The organism is Cohnella silvisoli (assembly GCF_021190915.1).
GTDB classification, from domain to species: Bacteria; Bacillota; Bacilli; order Paenibacillales; family Paenibacillaceae; genus Cohnella; species Cohnella silvisoli.
In genome coordinates, this window is sequence record NZ_JAIOAP010000022.1 from 1 (window position 1) to 16,000 (window position 16,000).

14 protein-coding genes are annotated in these 16,000 nt (G+C 48.0%); 2 read left to right on the forward strand and 12 right to left on the reverse strand.

Going from position 1 to position 16,000, the window contains the following annotated elements; genetic code table 11:
* The 4 genes from K7P76_RS29340 to K7P76_RS29355 all read right to left on the reverse strand — a co-directional run.
* Window positions 1-2,300 (reverse strand): S-layer homology domain-containing protein (locus K7P76_RS29340; protein ID WP_232189651.1); only part of this gene is annotated, 2,300 nt, incomplete at its 3' end.
* A gap of 228 nt (window positions 2,301-2,528) precedes the next feature.
* Window positions 2,529-3,752 carry an EAL domain-containing protein gene (locus tag K7P76_RS29345; RefSeq protein WP_232189652.1) on the reverse strand — a complete coding sequence of 408 codons (1,224 nt, stop codon included), beginning with the start codon at window positions 3,750-3,752 and terminating at the stop codon, window positions 2,529-2,531.
* Between the two features lie 80 nt (window positions 3,753-3,832).
* Complete coding sequence (locus tag K7P76_RS29350) at window positions 3,833-6,130, reverse strand: GGDEF domain-containing protein (RefSeq protein WP_232189653.1); 2,298 nt, start codon at window positions 6,128-6,130, stop codon at window positions 3,833-3,835.
* A gap of 129 nt (window positions 6,131-6,259) precedes the next feature.
* Complete coding sequence (locus tag K7P76_RS29355) at window positions 6,260-6,865, reverse strand: manganese efflux pump (RefSeq protein ID WP_232189654.1); 606 nt, start codon at window positions 6,863-6,865, stop codon at window positions 6,260-6,262.
* 417 nt (window positions 6,866-7,282) lie between these two features.
* On the opposite strand from K7P76_RS29355, the gene K7P76_RS29360 reads away from it, so the two are divergent.
* Window positions 7,283-7,627 (forward strand): putative endonuclease domain-containing protein, encoded by a 345-nt coding sequence (locus K7P76_RS29360; protein ID WP_232189655.1) that lies wholly within the window; start codon window positions 7,283-7,285, stop codon window positions 7,625-7,627.
* Window positions 7,628-7,964: 337 nt separating this feature from the next.
* Here the strand turns inward: K7P76_RS29360 and phoU are convergent, their stop codons facing one another.
* The 6 genes from phoU to K7P76_RS29390 form a co-directional block, all read right to left on the reverse strand.
* Window positions 7,965-8,624, reverse strand: coding sequence for a phosphate signaling complex protein PhoU (gene phoU, locus K7P76_RS29365; RefSeq protein ID WP_232189656.1), 660 nt, complete (start codon window positions 8,622-8,624; stop codon window positions 7,965-7,967).
* Between the two features lie 25 nt (window positions 8,625-8,649).
* Entirely contained in the window at window positions 8,650-9,405 is a 756-nt protein-coding gene (gene pstB / locus K7P76_RS29370; protein WP_232189657.1) for a phosphate ABC transporter ATP-binding protein PstB, read from the reverse strand.
* 34 nt (window positions 9,406-9,439) lie between these two features.
* On the reverse strand, window positions 9,440-10,198 hold the full coding sequence (pstB, locus tag K7P76_RS29375; protein WP_232189658.1) for a phosphate ABC transporter ATP-binding protein PstB: 759 nt from the start codon (window positions 10,196-10,198) through the stop codon (window positions 9,440-9,442).
* Window positions 10,199-10,211: 13 nt separating this feature from the next.
* Window positions 10,212-11,099: a phosphate ABC transporter permease PstA gene (gene pstA, locus K7P76_RS29380; protein ID WP_232189659.1), complete on the reverse strand. Its 888-nt coding sequence runs from the start codon at window positions 11,097-11,099 to the stop codon at window positions 10,212-10,214.
* Window positions 11,096-11,998 carry a phosphate ABC transporter permease subunit PstC gene (pstC, locus tag K7P76_RS29385; protein ID WP_232189660.1) on the reverse strand — a complete coding sequence of 301 codons (903 nt, stop codon included), beginning with the start codon at window positions 11,996-11,998 and terminating at the stop codon, window positions 11,096-11,098. Before pstC (K7P76_RS29385) ends, pstA (K7P76_RS29380) begins: the two co-directional genes overlap by 4 nt.
* Window positions 11,999-12,075: 77 nt before the next feature.
* Complete coding sequence (locus K7P76_RS29390) at window positions 12,076-12,999, reverse strand: phosphate ABC transporter substrate-binding protein (RefSeq protein WP_232189661.1); 924 nt, start codon at window positions 12,997-12,999, stop codon at window positions 12,076-12,078.
* Window positions 13,000-13,197: 198 nt separating this feature from the next.
* Between K7P76_RS29390 and K7P76_RS29395 the strand changes: the two genes are divergently transcribed.
* The gene (locus K7P76_RS29395) at window positions 13,198-14,058 is read left to right on the forward strand and encodes a LysR family transcriptional regulator (protein WP_232189662.1); all 861 of its coding nucleotides are present in this window, start codon (window positions 13,198-13,200) and stop codon (window positions 14,056-14,058) included.
* A gap of 16 nt (window positions 14,059-14,074) precedes the next feature.
* Here the strand turns inward: K7P76_RS29395 and pstA (K7P76_RS29400) are convergent, their stop codons facing one another.
* The gene (gene pstA / locus K7P76_RS29400) at window positions 14,075-14,971 is read right to left on the reverse strand and encodes a phosphate ABC transporter permease PstA (RefSeq protein WP_232189663.1); all 897 of its coding nucleotides are present in this window, start codon (window positions 14,969-14,971) and stop codon (window positions 14,075-14,077) included.
* Window positions 14,968-15,942 carry a phosphate ABC transporter permease subunit PstC gene (pstC, locus tag K7P76_RS29405; protein ID WP_232189664.1) on the reverse strand — a complete coding sequence of 325 codons (975 nt, stop codon included), beginning with the start codon at window positions 15,940-15,942 and terminating at the stop codon, window positions 14,968-14,970. The genes pstA (K7P76_RS29400) and pstC (K7P76_RS29405) overlap by 4 nt, the downstream gene beginning before the upstream one ends.
* Window positions 15,943-16,000: the final 58 nt, after the last annotated feature.

Here is a 16,000-nt window from a genome sequence, read left to right on the forward strand (position 1 = left end):
ATTGCAGCATTTGACTTCCATTGGTAGCTAAGTGTTCCTGTGTTATTGCTGCCATTCAATGCTGCGGTTAGCGTTTGGCCTTCTTGTGCTGTACCTGTTATTACCGCTGTTCCTGTTAATGCCGCTACTGCCGCTGCATTAACAGCGGATGTTGCCGAACTCGTTACGGAACCTGATTGCACATTTGAAGTGATAACGACTGTGATTGTATTTCCAATATCTCCAGCCACTGGTACATAAGTTGTTGAATTGGTTCCGACGATTGCAGCATTTGACTTCCATTGGTAGCTAAGTGTTCCTGTGTTATTGCTGCCATTCAATGCTGCGGTTAGCGTTTGGCCTTCTTGTGCTGTACCTGTTATTACCGCTGTTCCTGTTAATGCCGCTGCAATAACAGCAGATGTTGCTGAACTCGTTACTGAACCTGCTTGCACACTTGAAGTGATAACGACTGTGATTGTCTTACCAATATCTCCAGCCACTGGTACATAAGTTGTTGAATTGGTTCCGACGATTGCAGCATTTGACTTCCATTGGTAGCTAAGTGTTCCTGTGTTATTGCCACCAGCCAATGCTGCGGTTAGCGTTTGGCCTTCTTGTGCTGTACCTGTTATTGTCGCTGTTCCTGTTAATACTGCTTTTGTCGTTACTACTATTGTCGCTACATTCGAAGCATTGCCAGCCACATCTTTAACGATAACATACGCCTTATATGCTGTGGATGCGGTTAAGCCCGTCACGTTAACTGAGTTCGCCGATGAGCTCGCTGCAGCTGTTCCTTTGGCTACGGCTGATCCTTGCAAGGCAATGGTTGCCGCATTCGGTGCTGGGTCTGTATCTGCATAGACCACGTAATAATAAGTTCCCGCTTCATTCGATGTAAAGTTCAAGGTTGCCGAGGTGTCGGTTATTGCACTTCCAGTGACTGCACTTATCGTTGGCGCTGTCGTATCACCACCACCACCGTTACCAGAAGAAGTAGGAGGTTGCGAACTAGCCGGGGCTCCTGAACCTTCCGTTTTTGTCGGCTGCTTCTCAAAAGTAGAACCTTTGGCTTTTTCTGAGACCGTAGCTTTATCAATCGTGCCTTGACCTGAGACTTTCAATCCAGAATCTAGAACAAGATCTTTAATTTTCGAATCTTTACCGAGATTCAGAGAAACGCCCTTAGAATCGTCGGTAGTAGTTAATTTATTGATAGATCCTTGTGGTATGTCAATATTACCATTTGAAGAATTGACTTCAACGTTGTTAAAAGAACCTTTTAATGTAACTTTCGAACCTGCAGGAAGATCATTGGTCAGAGTGACATTGCTAAACCCACTGCCCGTATTGGTGTCCGATTGTAGTGTCGTTGGACTGTTCAAATTGACTTGTTGGACAGTAGTCTGTCCTTCCGCAACAATGCGAACTTCCCCTGTTTGCTTATTAACGACAATCGTAAAGAGAACGGAATCTTTGAAGTGGATTGAGTTCGGTCCGCCGCCTTTGACGGTAGTAGTACCTTTTACAGTTACGTTATCGAGGAAAACATCGCCTTCGCCGATGCTGTCTGCAAGGAGCAAGTTTCCGTTGATAACTACGTTCTTCAGCGTAACGCCGCCAACAGTGATAGCAACATTACCTTGAAGGGTTTGAGTGCCTGTTGCAGGACCATAAGTACCTGCTGCATTATAGGATACTACTCTCGCTTGCAAAGCGCGGTCCAACAAGACAACCGCTTCCGCCCGGGAGAGTTCTTTGGTTGGATTGAAGGACTTGTCAGCAATTCCTTCCAATAGTTTCTTGGCAGCGATTGCCCCGACCGAGCCTTTAGCCCAAGATGCAATCTTCGCCGCATCAGAGAAACCGCTAGTCGATGCAGTATCATTCGCCAAGTTTAACAAACCGGCAATGATCAAAGCAGACTCTTGGCGATTAATCACTTGGTTATATCGAATGGTAGAGTCTGAGTAACCGTGTATGTAACCGGCTTTAACCGCTTTCCGAACGTCCTGGTAAACCCAAGCCGCCGGTTTAAGATCTTTAAACTTAACGTCAGCAGTCTCGGTAAACCCGAAGGAACGATTGACGAGAGACATGAATTCCCCACGCGTAATTGTCTTATCCGGCTTGAAAGAACCGTCGCTAAAACCTTTGATAAGTCCTTTGTCGATCCAACTTGTAATTTGCTGTTCCGCCCAATGCCCTTTGATATCCGAGCTTTGTTCCTTCGCAGCTGCCATTCCAAATGATGAGAAAATAAGACAGAGTGACAATAGGACTACCATAACCTTACGCATTCTCTTCTCGATCGACATTTGAACCCTCCGTTAATTGAGCCCTTAGACCCTTTTTCCATTCGGTTAATCTAGTAATGCTCACCTTATTGCCTAACATCATTGGCAAATTTATACATGATATGAGTATAATTGACTATTAAATAGATTGTCAATTTAAGTATTTTACTATCGTTTTACCGAATATTTTGACGAAAAAAAGAAGCCGCTTACGGCGGCCCTCTCAATCTACTTTTTATTCCAATATATTTATTTCATTCCGAACATAACATCGGTAACTACACGCTCGCTCGGCCTGCCAAGCAAGTAACCTTGTCCGAAGTCAAAACCCATCGAACGAAGAAGGCGCAATTCCTCCGGCCGTTCAATGCCTTCCGCCACCGTGCGAATGTTCATCTTCTTGGCGAATCTGACAAAAGTGCGAAGCATGTGCTTCTTCATCTCGTCCTTGTCCGCTAGGCGAACCAACGAGCGATCCACTTTAATATAATCGGGGCTTAATTCGACAATCGATTGCAGCGAGGAGTACCCTGCACCTGCGTCGTCTATCGCGATTTCATATCCTTGGCTGCGGTAGTGGGCCAATATTTTCTTGGCAGCCTCGAAGTCGTCAATCGAACTCCGCTCTGTAAGCTCGAATACGACTTGCCCGGGATACAGCCCCCGCTCGGTCAACCAACGGACCGTTTGACCCGATACGAAGTGAGGATCATTAATAATACTCATCGTGACGTTAATGAATATTTTCTGCATCGTGCCTAAATCCGGACAATGACGAATGGCCTTTTCCCTGGCCAGACGATCCAAAGCGAAAGCTTGTTTGTGCCTTTCGGCGAATTGGAACAACGAAAGCGGGCCATCGAATAAGCTTCCCTCCGGACATCTCGTCAACGCCTCATAGCCAAATACTCTTCCATCGCCGAGCCGCATGATCGGCTGGTACACGCTTTTGATGCTGCTTTCCGTTAGCAGCCTGTCCAACTCGTAGCGCAACTCCCAGTCGCTTTGTTCGACTAATGAAGCGTGCATCTGTACAGAAGCTTTCAACATTCCTTCGTAGATAACGTCTTTAATCGGCTTCGTCTGCCAACCCTTCAATTGCGCGTATCCGATTCCCCTTTCGCGATGCCGCGGCAATTGGGATGTCGCCTTGATGGCTCCCCCGGTTTGAGCGACAATCGCCTCCCGGACTCGCTTAGCCAATCCTCTCAAATAGGACTCACTCTCTTCTTCGCCAAGCGAACCAGGAATTTCCGCATATAGCCATAAATGGCTTGCGACCTCATCCCCGAACCATAGATCATTGCGTCCCATAGCCAAAGAAAGCCAATTGGACCAACTAAACCCTTCATCTCGGAATTCCGACGATAACCCGTTACTCCATTCCGACAGGTCTATTCCAATGACGCCTATATATTTATGCAACTCGATCCGCTCGACCACTTTCTCCAACCCAAACCAGGAAGTCATCATTCCGCGCAACACCATCTTCCACAGAGTCTTCGGTGAGTATAAATTTACCAATCTTACGTAAAGACAATTCCCGATTTTTGTTAAGATAAGGTTAAATCGCCAATCGAGTCCTTTATTTCTTCATTCTCGGAAATCGTTTCCCACACCAGCGAGTTTCCGCTGAGCTGCTTGGCCTTTTTCTTCAGCAATGCCGCCCTTTCAGACAACGTTTCCGGTGTCCAGCCCAATGTCGTTTGGCAAAGCAGCAGCGATAAGGATAAAGACAATCCCGAGGCATCCAACGGATGACCCGACCGATCCAGTACCGGTCCCGTATGCTTTCCTGTATAAGCTCCAATCCCACGCTCGAAACGTTTAATCACGTCCCTTGCCATCTCTACCGGATCCGAACCGGATGAGAGAACGATGAAGTCGTCTCCCCCGATGTGGCCTACGAAACAATCGCATTTTAATTGTGCCCGAACGGTTTCAAGCAAGGTTTCGCCCGTATAACGGATCACGTCGTCGCCTCTGTGAAAGCCGTATTGGTCGTTATACCATTTGAAATGATCCAAATCTGCATATAGCACCGAGAAAGGACGTCCGTCAGCTAACCTCCGGATCAATTCCCGGCGAATGGGCTCATTACCCGGTAAACCGGACAAAGGATTCGCCCACTGGGCATCGGCCATGCGGGACTGCGTCACCCATTCCAGCATCGCCCGAATAGAAGTAATACCGGTTACATGCCCTTCACGGGTAATGATTACCGCGTCATAGAGCTTGTCCGGCTCTCGGGCCATGGCCATCTGCGATGCTTGATCTACGCTGATTGACTCCTCAATGACCATAGGGTGCGTATCCATGATTTTACCAACCGGTCTGTTCCAATACAGCGGCAATCCGAATTGGCCCGATAGCATTTGATGCAGCTTTTCTTTCATTAGAAGGCCTACCGGTCTGCCATTGTCGGATATAACAAACTCTTGGGACTCCCGGTAAATTTCAAAGTGCCGGGAAATTTCCGACACAGGCGTATCTCGGCTAAATTGCTTTACCGGAACGACCAATTCCGAGAGTGTGCCTGTGGCACCTTGATAACGTTTGTTAACTTCCGAGCGGATTCGGCCTTGAACATGAGGAGCCAGTTCGAAAGAATCCTTGTTCGCATTGCCGAGCCATTCTCCTTGCGCGTAATTCATTCCGCTGGCGACAAGCGCGGGAAGCAACTCTTCACGATTCAGACCATTGGCGATGAGTACGATCTGTTCTTTGCGGGTTATGGAAATAAAAGCTTGCAACAAGCTTTCCTCGACGGAATCCGTTCCCTCCACGTTTACCCAGTCTACGTTCATCTGCGCGTAATCCGGATGCAAATCTACCATTCGGCGCATCGACGATAGATTAGGCGTTATGCCCGATAGGGCAATCCTGAACCCTTGATTCCGATAATGGCTAAGTGCGGCTTTGATCGTTGTCCCTTGCTCTTCCTCGCCCCCGACCATCACAAGCACGACATGCTCAGGCCGTAAGTTCGCGGCTTCTATTCTCCGCAGCGTGCTTCCGGGATATAACCTCGGGTCGAAAATAATTTTCGCCGGCACGGGAAGGAATAGCTTAATATCCCCATTGCGAGAAGGAAAACCGCGAATAGCCGCTTCACGGAAATGGCGGTCGGATTCGAATAATCTCCCCGCTTGGTCCGCCTTCTCATAGAAAACATTGAGATTTATTCGAGCCCCGTTATTTATATCGATCGGAACCGCTTCGTAGCCATATAGAGAACCATCCAATAACGATACGATCGGCAAATATCGCACTTTGAAATCATATTCCGTCGGAATTGCTGCATATTCAGGCAGCGGAAATCGGATAATCGGGCTGCTGGCAAAAAACATACGTTGCCACGCATTCTCGTAAGCGTTTAATAGCGCGCTTTCCCAAGTGTGCGGTGAATCTATTTTATAAGCTGTGTCCGCCTTATCGTAAATCCAGCCAAACCCGCAGCGAATGCTGCTCCCCGTCTCCAACCCCCGCGATTCGCGAAACTCGGTAAAAACCCGAGTTGCCAAATCTCGGATAAGGAACGCCATTCGTCCCGCCGATATCTCTGCTGTATCTACGCTGTCGTTTTCTTCTGTTCCGAAGGATACGGTTATAATAAGACTGGAGCCGGATAACGTCCAACTGCGTACCGAATCGGATAATTTTGAGAATCTAAGCGCAAGGACCTGCAACAATCTTCGAATACGGAGAGGCGCGCTTGGAACTGCCGTATTGGACTGGGCTTGTCCGCCCTCCCATCGAACAAGGAATAACCCGCAGCATTGCGGGATACCCTCCTCGCTCAACCATTCGTTTACCCTATTCTGATTCAACCAAACGTTGGCCTTGTTCATCGTTGTTAGCCCCCGACCGACGATTCTGGAATTTATTAACTTAGATAAGAATTGTTCGTTTCCTTCACCGTAACACGGAGGTGTATTCTTAAACCCTTTCTTTTGTTAGCTGCGTGTAAAAATGGGGCGTTAGATGAACATTTCATAAATACCAATAAGAATCAATAGAATACCAGCCGCAATCTTTGAATAGCTTCCCAACCACGATCTTGCCAACGTAAAACCAAATCTGGATCCAAACCCAATGAAGAGAAGTGAGAACACTCCAACCGAAATCGTCGTCCAAATCGGGGATATACCCGTTGCTCCCGCTCCTATCCCTGTTGCTAGATTATTCAATGCAAGAGCGATGCTTAGACCCGCCGATTCTTTTATTGAAATCACATGCTTATGAAAGACATCTGCATTGGCAGAACTACGATTGCCGTAACCATGTTCATAATCGTCGGAATCCGCAGATCGTGCAGTTCTTAGACGCAGGCTATTTACTATAGACCAAACGCCGATGAGTACGATAATCGCCGAACCTAACAAATTGGTGGTCCGGCTTGAAATGTATCCGGTAATAAACACACCTGCATTCATAGATAAATAAGTTCCTGCCATTGTTATACCGGCAATTATTCCATTAGACAAAACCGGAATTTTTGTTGAACGAATGCCAAGCGATATTCCAATCGCCAAATTATCCAGATTGGAAACCAAAGCTATTAATAAAACCGAAATCAAGTGCATATATGTCCCCCCCCCCTTTTTGTTCTCGCGAATACTTATTTACTTACTCAGAATATGCATGTCCATTACTTTGGTTGATAGGTCTTCTACACAAATCCTTGTTAATCTAGTAGCGAAAATAAAAAAGAACCTCTCCTTATCTAGGAAAGATTCCTCACGCATACTACTTAATTGCCTTCAGATGGGTATAAGGCAATGAAAACTTATACTTGATCGTACAATATATACGGTTTCACCGTCCTTTGGCGACGTAACACGTTTGGATCTTGGATTCCAGTAATTGACATGCTTTGCGGTTGGCCATTATACTCTCATTATAAAATTCCAAAACAAGGCATGCGCAGCACGCAGCCGCTCTTTCTTTCAGCGTTAGCTGAATCGGAAGGCGGCTTTATTCGCTTCCGGAGGATGATGCGAATGGATTTCAATAGCGTCGTGCGCTTGAATATCGAAGGAGACGGATTGGAAACTCATGCGCGAAAAATCAGTCTATCCGGCTTAGACGACGACCGGATCAGACAAAACCATCTGATCCTGGACGGATGGAAAGTTTTACGGTTCACGCACAATAGGATCAAAGAACGCCCGCGATTATGCCAGCAAATGCTTTTGCAGTTCGTGGGAACGATTTATGGCAAGCAGAGTGCAGGCGGATTTTCAGGCATTCGACTCTCTCCCGAAGAAAGGGAAATCCTGCGGCTTGCTTTCCGTTTACTGGGACGATCTGGCTCCATAAGAGCGAGGCGGAGACTACCATTATGATGATTATCATCGTATCAGTCCGAGTTTCGTGCATTCGGCTAGACGATAAAATATAAAACATCGTATTGTCGTCGTTTTGAGCTTAAAATACTGAATTTACTCCCCCATACGATGAAAATCATCGTTAGCAACAAAAAATGACCTGGCAACTCGTGCAATACGATGAAAATCATCGTAAGCACACAGACGAAATAGGACTGCCCTTACTCCGAACTTTATACTTTCTGTTAAGCCCAAAAAACCCACGAAGCTCGTGGGTTTTAAATAATTATCTCATGTGGAATTAAAGTGCGTCCCGAGTGTAAGGCGGATCATTGTCACCTTATCTCATCTTATCTTATTGGTTCAGCTCCGGACGTTTGCCCGTCATCAAGTATACGACGCTTTCCGCGATATTGGTTGCATGGTCCGCGATCCGCTCGATGTAACGACCGACGAAGCTAAGAAGCATCGCCTGGCTGACCGTCTTCGGATTTTCAACCATAAGCGCGAATAGCTCGCGAAGAATTTGCGAATAGAGCGCATCCACTTGATCGTCATCCTTGGCGCTTTTGTAAGCCAGGTCAACGTTCTCGTCCACATAGGATTGCAGAGACTCTTGAATCATTACGGTGACAAGCTCGGCCATTCTCGGCAAATCCAACAATGGCTTGATCAGGGGCTGCCCGTCCAATCGAATGACCACCTTGGCGATGTCTACGGATAAATCCCCCATGCGCTCCAAGTCGGAAGAAATCTTGAAAGCGATAAGAATACGGCGTAAATCTTTGGCGACCGGTTGTTGCGTAGCAATTAACTTCGCGCCGATTTCGCTTATTTTCTCTTCCATATGATTCAGCTCGGTGTCGGATTTAACGATCCGCTTTCCGGTCTCGACGTCGCTATTTTTCAAAGCCTCCATCGATTCTTTAAGCGCGATCTCCACACGGCTTCCCATCTCGGTAAGCAGCTGCGTCATTTCCTCTAAACCCAAATCAAACTCTCTGCGTTTAACCATTATCCCTAACCGTCCTCTCTCGGAATCAACCGAACCGCCCGCTAATGTAGTCTTCCGTACGTTGATCAGTCGGATTGGAGAACAATTGCTCCGTCTCCGAATATTCCACGACTTCTCCATTAAGGAAAAAGACGGTTTGTTGAGATACGCGAGCCGCTTGGTGCATGTTATGGGTAACCATAACGATCGTGTAACGATCTTTAAGCTCTTGCGCCAGCTCTTCAATCTTTAGCGTGGAGATTGGATCGAGAGCCGAAGTGGCTTCGTCCATGAGCAGGATGTCCGGCTCGACTGCCAGGGCGCGCGCAATGCACAGACGCTGCTGCTGTCCGCCGGAGATACTGAAAGCGGAACGCTTCAAGTGATCTTTAACCTCTCCCCAAAGTGCTGCGGAACGAAGGCTCGTTTCCACGATTTCGTCCAATTTCTTGCGATCGGTAATGCCGTGAAGGCGAGGGCCGTAAGCGATGTTGTCATAGATCGATTTCGGAAAAGGATTCGGCTGTTGGAACACCATTCCCACGCGTTTACGCAACGTTTCCACATCGACCTCATTGGAGTAGATATCCGTTCCCGCGATCTCGACTTTGCCTTCGATACGCGTGCCGGCGATCATATCGTTCATCCGGTTAAACGTCCTAAGAAGAGTAGACTTGCCGCACCCGGAAGGACCGATAAACGCGGTGATGGCCTTTTCCGGAATTTCCATGTTTACGTGCTTCAATGCGTGAAATTCTCCATAAAATAAATCCAAATCATTGATCTCGATAATGGAGTTCATGGCCAATTCTCCTCGTCTGATTTAATTCAAGCCTTTATCCGAACCGCCCCGTGATGTAATCGCTCGTCTCTGCCCTTTGCGGATTGGTAAAAATGTTATTCGTGGAGTCATACTCCATCACTTCGCCCATCAGGAAAAACGCCGTCTTCTCCGACACGCGTGCTGCCTGATGCATGTTGTGCGTCACGATAATAATGCAATATTCCCGCTTCAGCTCCGAGATCAACTCTTCGATTTTCGCGGTAGAGACAGGATCGAGTGCAGAAGCCGGCTCATCCATGAGGATGATATCCGGTTTGACGGCAATCGACCGCGCAATGCATAGTCGCTGCTGCTGGCCGCCGGAAAGCGCTAAAGCCGAATTGTGCAGCCTATCCTTGGTCTCTTCCCAAAGGGCAGCCTTCGTTAACGACTCCTCGACGATCTCGTCCAGCTCTTTTTTCTTCTTCACGCCGTGATAACGCGGTCCGAAAGCAATGTTCTCGTAGATCGATTTATGGAAAGGATTGGGACGCTGCCATACCATGCCGATCTTCTGACGAAGCGATACGACGTCGGTTGCCGGGCTGTTGATATTCTGGTCCCTAATCCATATTTCCCCGGTTACCGTGCAGTTCGGGATAAGATCGTTCATCCGGTTCAAACTTCTCAGGAAGGTCGACTTCCCGCAGCCGGATGGACCGATCAGCGCCGTTACCTGCTTAGGCGCGAAATCGAGCGATACCTTCTTGACGGCAGGTCTATCGCCGTACGAAACGCTCAGGTCTTTGGCAGACAATCCGATACCTTGCACGCGGTAAACCCCCTTATTTGATTGCGGTAAATTTGCGGTGCATATAACGTCCTAACCATCTGGCGCCGAAGTTGAATACCAGCACCGTTATTACGAGAACTGCGGATGCGCCCGCCGCGATCTGGCCGGCATCGGGAGCGAGCCCTTCGGAATTGATTTTCCAGATATGAACCGCCAATGTCTCGGCCGGGCGGAAAGGGTTCAACGGCGAGAAGGGGCTAAGCGGGTTCCAGTTCGTAAAGTCCAGCCTAGGAGAGCTCATTCCGGCCGTAAACAATAACGCCGCCGCTTCGCCGAACACTCTGCCCGCCGCTAGGATCGTACCCGTAAGAACGACCGGGAGCGCAATCGGCAGCATAACCGACGTGATCGTTTTCCACTTGGAAAGCCCAAGAGCTAAGCTCGCTTCTTTCTGTTCGCGCGGTACGCCCTTCAAGCCTTGCTCCGTAATTCGCACCATTAGCGGAAGGTTGAATACGGTTAGCGCCAATGCTCCCGAGAATAGCGAGAATCCGAATCCAAATAAATTAACGAGCACTAGAAGTCCGAATAGACCGACGATGATGGAAGGAACCGACGAGAGAACTTCTACGATTAAACGAATGAAGTTGGTTATCCGGTTCATCGGAGCGTACTCGCTCATATAAATTCCCGCACCCAAGCCGATCGGAATCGTTATGATCATCGTTAAGACGAGTAAAAATATCGAGTTGAATAGCTGAGGTCCGATCCCGCCGCCTTTGCGAATCGATTCGGGCGCGGAAGTCAGAAAGTGGAAGCTGATATGCCCGACGCCCCGAAATAGAATGTATCCAAGCAAACCGGCTAATACTAAGACAATCAAAGCCGCGACGGCCATAATGATCGATGTAGCGATTTTATCCGCTGTCTTTGCTTTCATAATTTCGATCTCCCTTCCAGGAAACGTACGATGAAGACGAAGACGAACGTCATCAGCATCAGAATAAGAGCCAAGGACCACAACGCGTTATTAGCTAACGAGCCCATAGCCGTATTCCCCATGCTGAGCGTAATGGCGCTTGTCAGCGTCGAAGCCGATTCGAACAGCGACCGCGGAATATGCGGAGCGTTTCCGATAACCATCTGAACGGCGAGCGCTTCGCCGAAAGCACGCGCGATCCCGAGCACGATGCCCGTCATTAAAGCCGGAAGCGTAGTCGGTAGAACAATTCGATATATGGTTTGCCAACGGGTTGAGCCTAACGCGTAAGAGCCTTCTTTCAGGCCTTTGGGCAGCGCGGCTAACGCGTCGGTAGCTATTGTCGTAATCGTAGGAAGAATCATGATCGACAGTACGAGGGCGCCTGCCGCGATACCGATACCTTGACCGGGAAATACGTCGCGGAAGAAGGGAACGATAACGCTTAAACCCACGAATCCGTACACGACCGATGGGATGCCGGCCAGCAATTCGATAACCGGCTGCAAATACTTGCGCCCGAATTTGGGCGAAATCTCAACCATGAATACTGCCGCGCAGAAACCAAGCGGGGCAGCTAAGCAAGCTGCTAATATGGATGTACTGAATGAACCGAATATGAAAGGCAATGCTCCAAAAAGTGCGGGTTCGCCATCGGGAAGCCACTTCAGCCCTGTTAACAAATCGATGACGTTAACATGATTTACGATAAAGGTGCTGAGCCCCTTGGAAGCGACAAAATAAACAATCGAAAATATGGTGGTGATGAGAAAAAGGATACACAAGAACGTATAAATCTTGCCTACCCATTCCTCCGCTAGATGCGGCTTCGCTTTTTGTCGGTCTAACGACTGAGACATAAATCTCTCCCTTTACATAGCCAATCAAGAGGCACTGACGATCTGCCTCTTGATTGGCTCATGATATGGAACGCTTATTATTTCGTGACGTTGCCTGCAACATCGCGTTTAACTTTCATCTTGCTCATCGGGATGTAGCCGAGTTCAACGACGTCCCCATTCTGAACTTCATCGCTCAGCATGAAATCCAGGAAAGCTTTAACTTCTGCTTTTGGCTCGCCTTTCGTGTACATGTGCTCGTATGCCCAGACAGGATAAGTGCCGTCCGCTACGGTGTCTTCAGTTGCCTCAATACCTTCGTACTTAACCTTCTTAATGGAATCATCCAAGTAAGACAGTGCCAAGTAACCGATCGCTCCCGGCGTTTCGCCGACTAGCTTCTTAACCGTGCCAGAGGAATCTTCTTGAATCGAGCCTTGCAAGTCTTCCGTTTTTTGCCCTAAAGCGAATTTCTCGAAAGTGGCGCGAGTACCGGAGCTGGATGGACGGTTAACGATTTGGATCTTCTGATCGTTTCCGCCAACGTCTTTCCAGTTCGTTACTTTACCGGTGAAAATGTCTATTAGTTGTTGTTTAGTTAAATTATCCACCGTTACTGCTGGATTAATAACCGCAGCGATACTAACTACCGCAACTTGGTGATCGACTAAAGCGGCTGCTTTGTCCGCATCCAGCTTTTCTTCTGCGAACACATCGGAGTTACCGATTTCTGATTGTCCTTCAGACACTTGAGTGAGGCCCGTACCGCTGCCTCCAGCTTGAACTTGAATAGAGACTCCTTTGTTCTTATCCATGAATTTCCCTGAAGCTTGTTCAACTAGCTTCTGCATTGCGGAAGAACCTGATGCTAGAAAAGAACCGGATAAGTCACTTGCGCTCTCGCTTGGGCTATTGCTAGCATTCTCGCTTGGGCTATTGCTGCTTTCGTTATTATTTTTACCGCATGCGGCCAGTGTTACCGTCAGGATTAGCGTCATCAACAAGATTACCGTCTTTTTCATTTCGTGATAGTTCCCCTTCCAGCTCTCAGTTATTTTTGCTTACAGTTAATATTGTAGAAGGTTGTCGTTAATCTAATGTTTTCGTTTTGTTAACTGAGTGAAAAAAATAAATACATTAATTCTATGTAAATGATAAAATTATAGACAAAGTTAATAAATCGGTGTAAAAGCGGGGTTTTCATCATCAGTCTATTAAAAATGAAATTACTGGTATTAATCGATCGTTATAAACAGGTTACCGCAGTTGCAAATGCTCTTAATATGAAGCAACCGACAATCAGCTTCCATATGAAGAAGATGGAGACCGATTGGGGAGTAAAGCTCTTCCAAGCAAAGTCAGGGCGAATCTTTCTTACGAATGCCGGGAAAATAATGCTGCCTTACGCTAGCCAAATCAGCGCGCTCTATACCGAAGCGGAATCCAAAATAACAGAACTGCGCGATAACGAGAGAACTCTTCTCCGAGTCGGATGCACGGACTGCGCCATGACCACGATTGCTCGTTCGAACTGGTTAACAGCCGTTAGGGACAAAGCCAATATTCAAGTATCCATGCAATCCGGAGACGAACAATCGCTATATCAATTGCTAAATGCGGGCATGCTTGACCTAGCGATTTGCGGACTTCCACCCCAAGCTTCTTACGACTTCCACTATGATAAGTTGGCTGCCTCTTCGCTTAAGCTGATCTTACCCGTCGGTCATTCCTTAACCCAAGAAAGCGAGCTTGCTCCGCACAATCTCTTTAAATACGCTTTTATCGATCATACGGAGACCTCAATTAGCGAGCTCATTGCGTTATGGAAGGCGCATCTCCATTGGACGATTAACACAGTCGCGAAATTCGAATCCGTCGAGATGATTATAAGTGCCGTCCACGCTCAAATGGGTGTAGCTATTTTGCCGGAATGTGTGCTTCCCGATCCAGCCCATCGAGTAGTCGCTTTGGACCTTCCGGGGATATCCTCCGAGTGGAACCTCTATGCAAGCTGGAGATCCAACTACTGGAACATCCCCCTCATCAAACAAATCGTAGAGTTCGACCTCTCGAGAAGGTGAATTTGCATAAAGAAATTTACTTATTTTTACGATCTTTAATCCATAGCGGTATGCGGAAAACAACGTTAAACATCAGAATAACGAATACGAGTACGGCAGCGGCTTTGTCGGAAATCGAAACCGCATCCGGCACGATCGCTTCCGACTGGACATACCACAGATGAACGGCTAATGTTTCGCCCGGCGACAACAGGTTAAAGTCCCACATCTCGCCAGAAGTCGTAACGCCCGCTGTCAGAATAATAACCGCGCTTTCCCCGAAAGCTCGACCCGCCACTAAGCAAATGCCTGTAACGATACCGCTGATCGCAGACGGAACGAGCACGCGCCGAATGGTCTGAAGATGGGTCGCTCCCAAGGCAAAGGAAGCCTGCTTCACTTCTTTCGGAACGGCTCTTATCGCTTCTTCCGTTACCCTCGTCATCACGGGCAAGTTCAGGAAAGCCAGGCTGACTGCCCCGCCGATAATCGTAAGTCCGATTTGGAACATCTCGACGAACAAGGCGATTCCGAACAATCCGAAAATAATCGAAGGAACGGATGCCAATCCCTCTACGCAAATGCGCACGAACCCGATCAATTTATTGCTCGGTGCGAACTCGGCCAAGTAAATGCCGGCAGCCATCCCAAGCGGAATAGAAATGGCAAGGGAGATGACCAACATGTAGAAGGAATTGAACAGCGCTGGACCGATGCCTCCCCCTTCTTCCATCTCGCTAGGCAGACCCATGATAAAATCCCAAGTTAAATGCGGCAGCCCTTTTTGCAAGATTAGAAAGAGCAAAGCGCAAATGAACAAAACGATACAAGAGGAAATGCCCCATACGAACACGGTAAACGTGCGATTTTTAACTTTGTTTAACCCTTTGCCGGAACTAAAAGCTCCTCCAGACCCGCTAGCAGCCGCCCTCATTGCTGTGCCCCCTTACGTTGGAACAAACGAACGATCACGATCATGAGCAAAGAAATTACAAGCAATAGGAAACCCATCATATAGAGCGCGTTATTCCAAGTCGAATCGAATGGAACGTTAGCGATTTGCATGACGATGTTGCTTGTCAATACCGAAGTCGGTTTAAACAGGGCGTCCGCCAATTGCGGCGTGTTACCTATGACCATGACGACCGCCATCGTCTCGCCGATCGCGCGAGCCATACCCAGAATAACCGCATACATAATGCCGCTGCGGGCAGCCGGAATGATGACTTTGAAAATCGTTTGGAATCTCGTTGCTCCAAGCGCATAGGATGCATCCCTGTACTTCCGCGGGACAACGCTGATCGCATCGTCGCTAATACGGCTAATCGTCGGAAGAACCATTATGGTAAGAACGATAGCCGCGGCGAGAATTCCATCTCCCATGTTCGTTCCCGTCAAATCCCTTAGGAGCGGAATCAGTATCGTCATACCGAGAAATCCATAGACGACCGAAGGAATCCCGACGAGCAGATCCAGAACGGGACGCAACAAATTCCGCATCCATTTCGGAGCGATCTCTGCTAGAAATACGGCAATGATGACCGACAAAGGAACTGAGATCAACAGCGTCAGAAGCGTGAGAGCGAACGTACCGAAAATGAATATGAATGCCCCGTAACTCTCATTCTCGGGTGACCAATCCGACGAAAAAAAGAATGTCATTGGAGAAACATCGCGGAAAGTAAGTATGCCGGTCCGAAACATGAAGAACAGGATGCTGAACAATATCAAGCAAACGAACGCGGCGCTTGCGATACAGGCGATTTTGAAAAAACGGTTGTAGAAAAGGAGCCTGTTTTTCCGGTCGAACTTTTTCCCCGAACCCGCTTTAATGCTGCCTCCGAGCTCGGTCGAGGAAGATTTCGTCCCGACTAACGTGCTTTGGGCCGTATTTTCCAGTTGCATAAGGGTCTTTATCCTCCCATGAAGAAACCAGCGTCGCGTGATGTCCGCTATGCTGGCC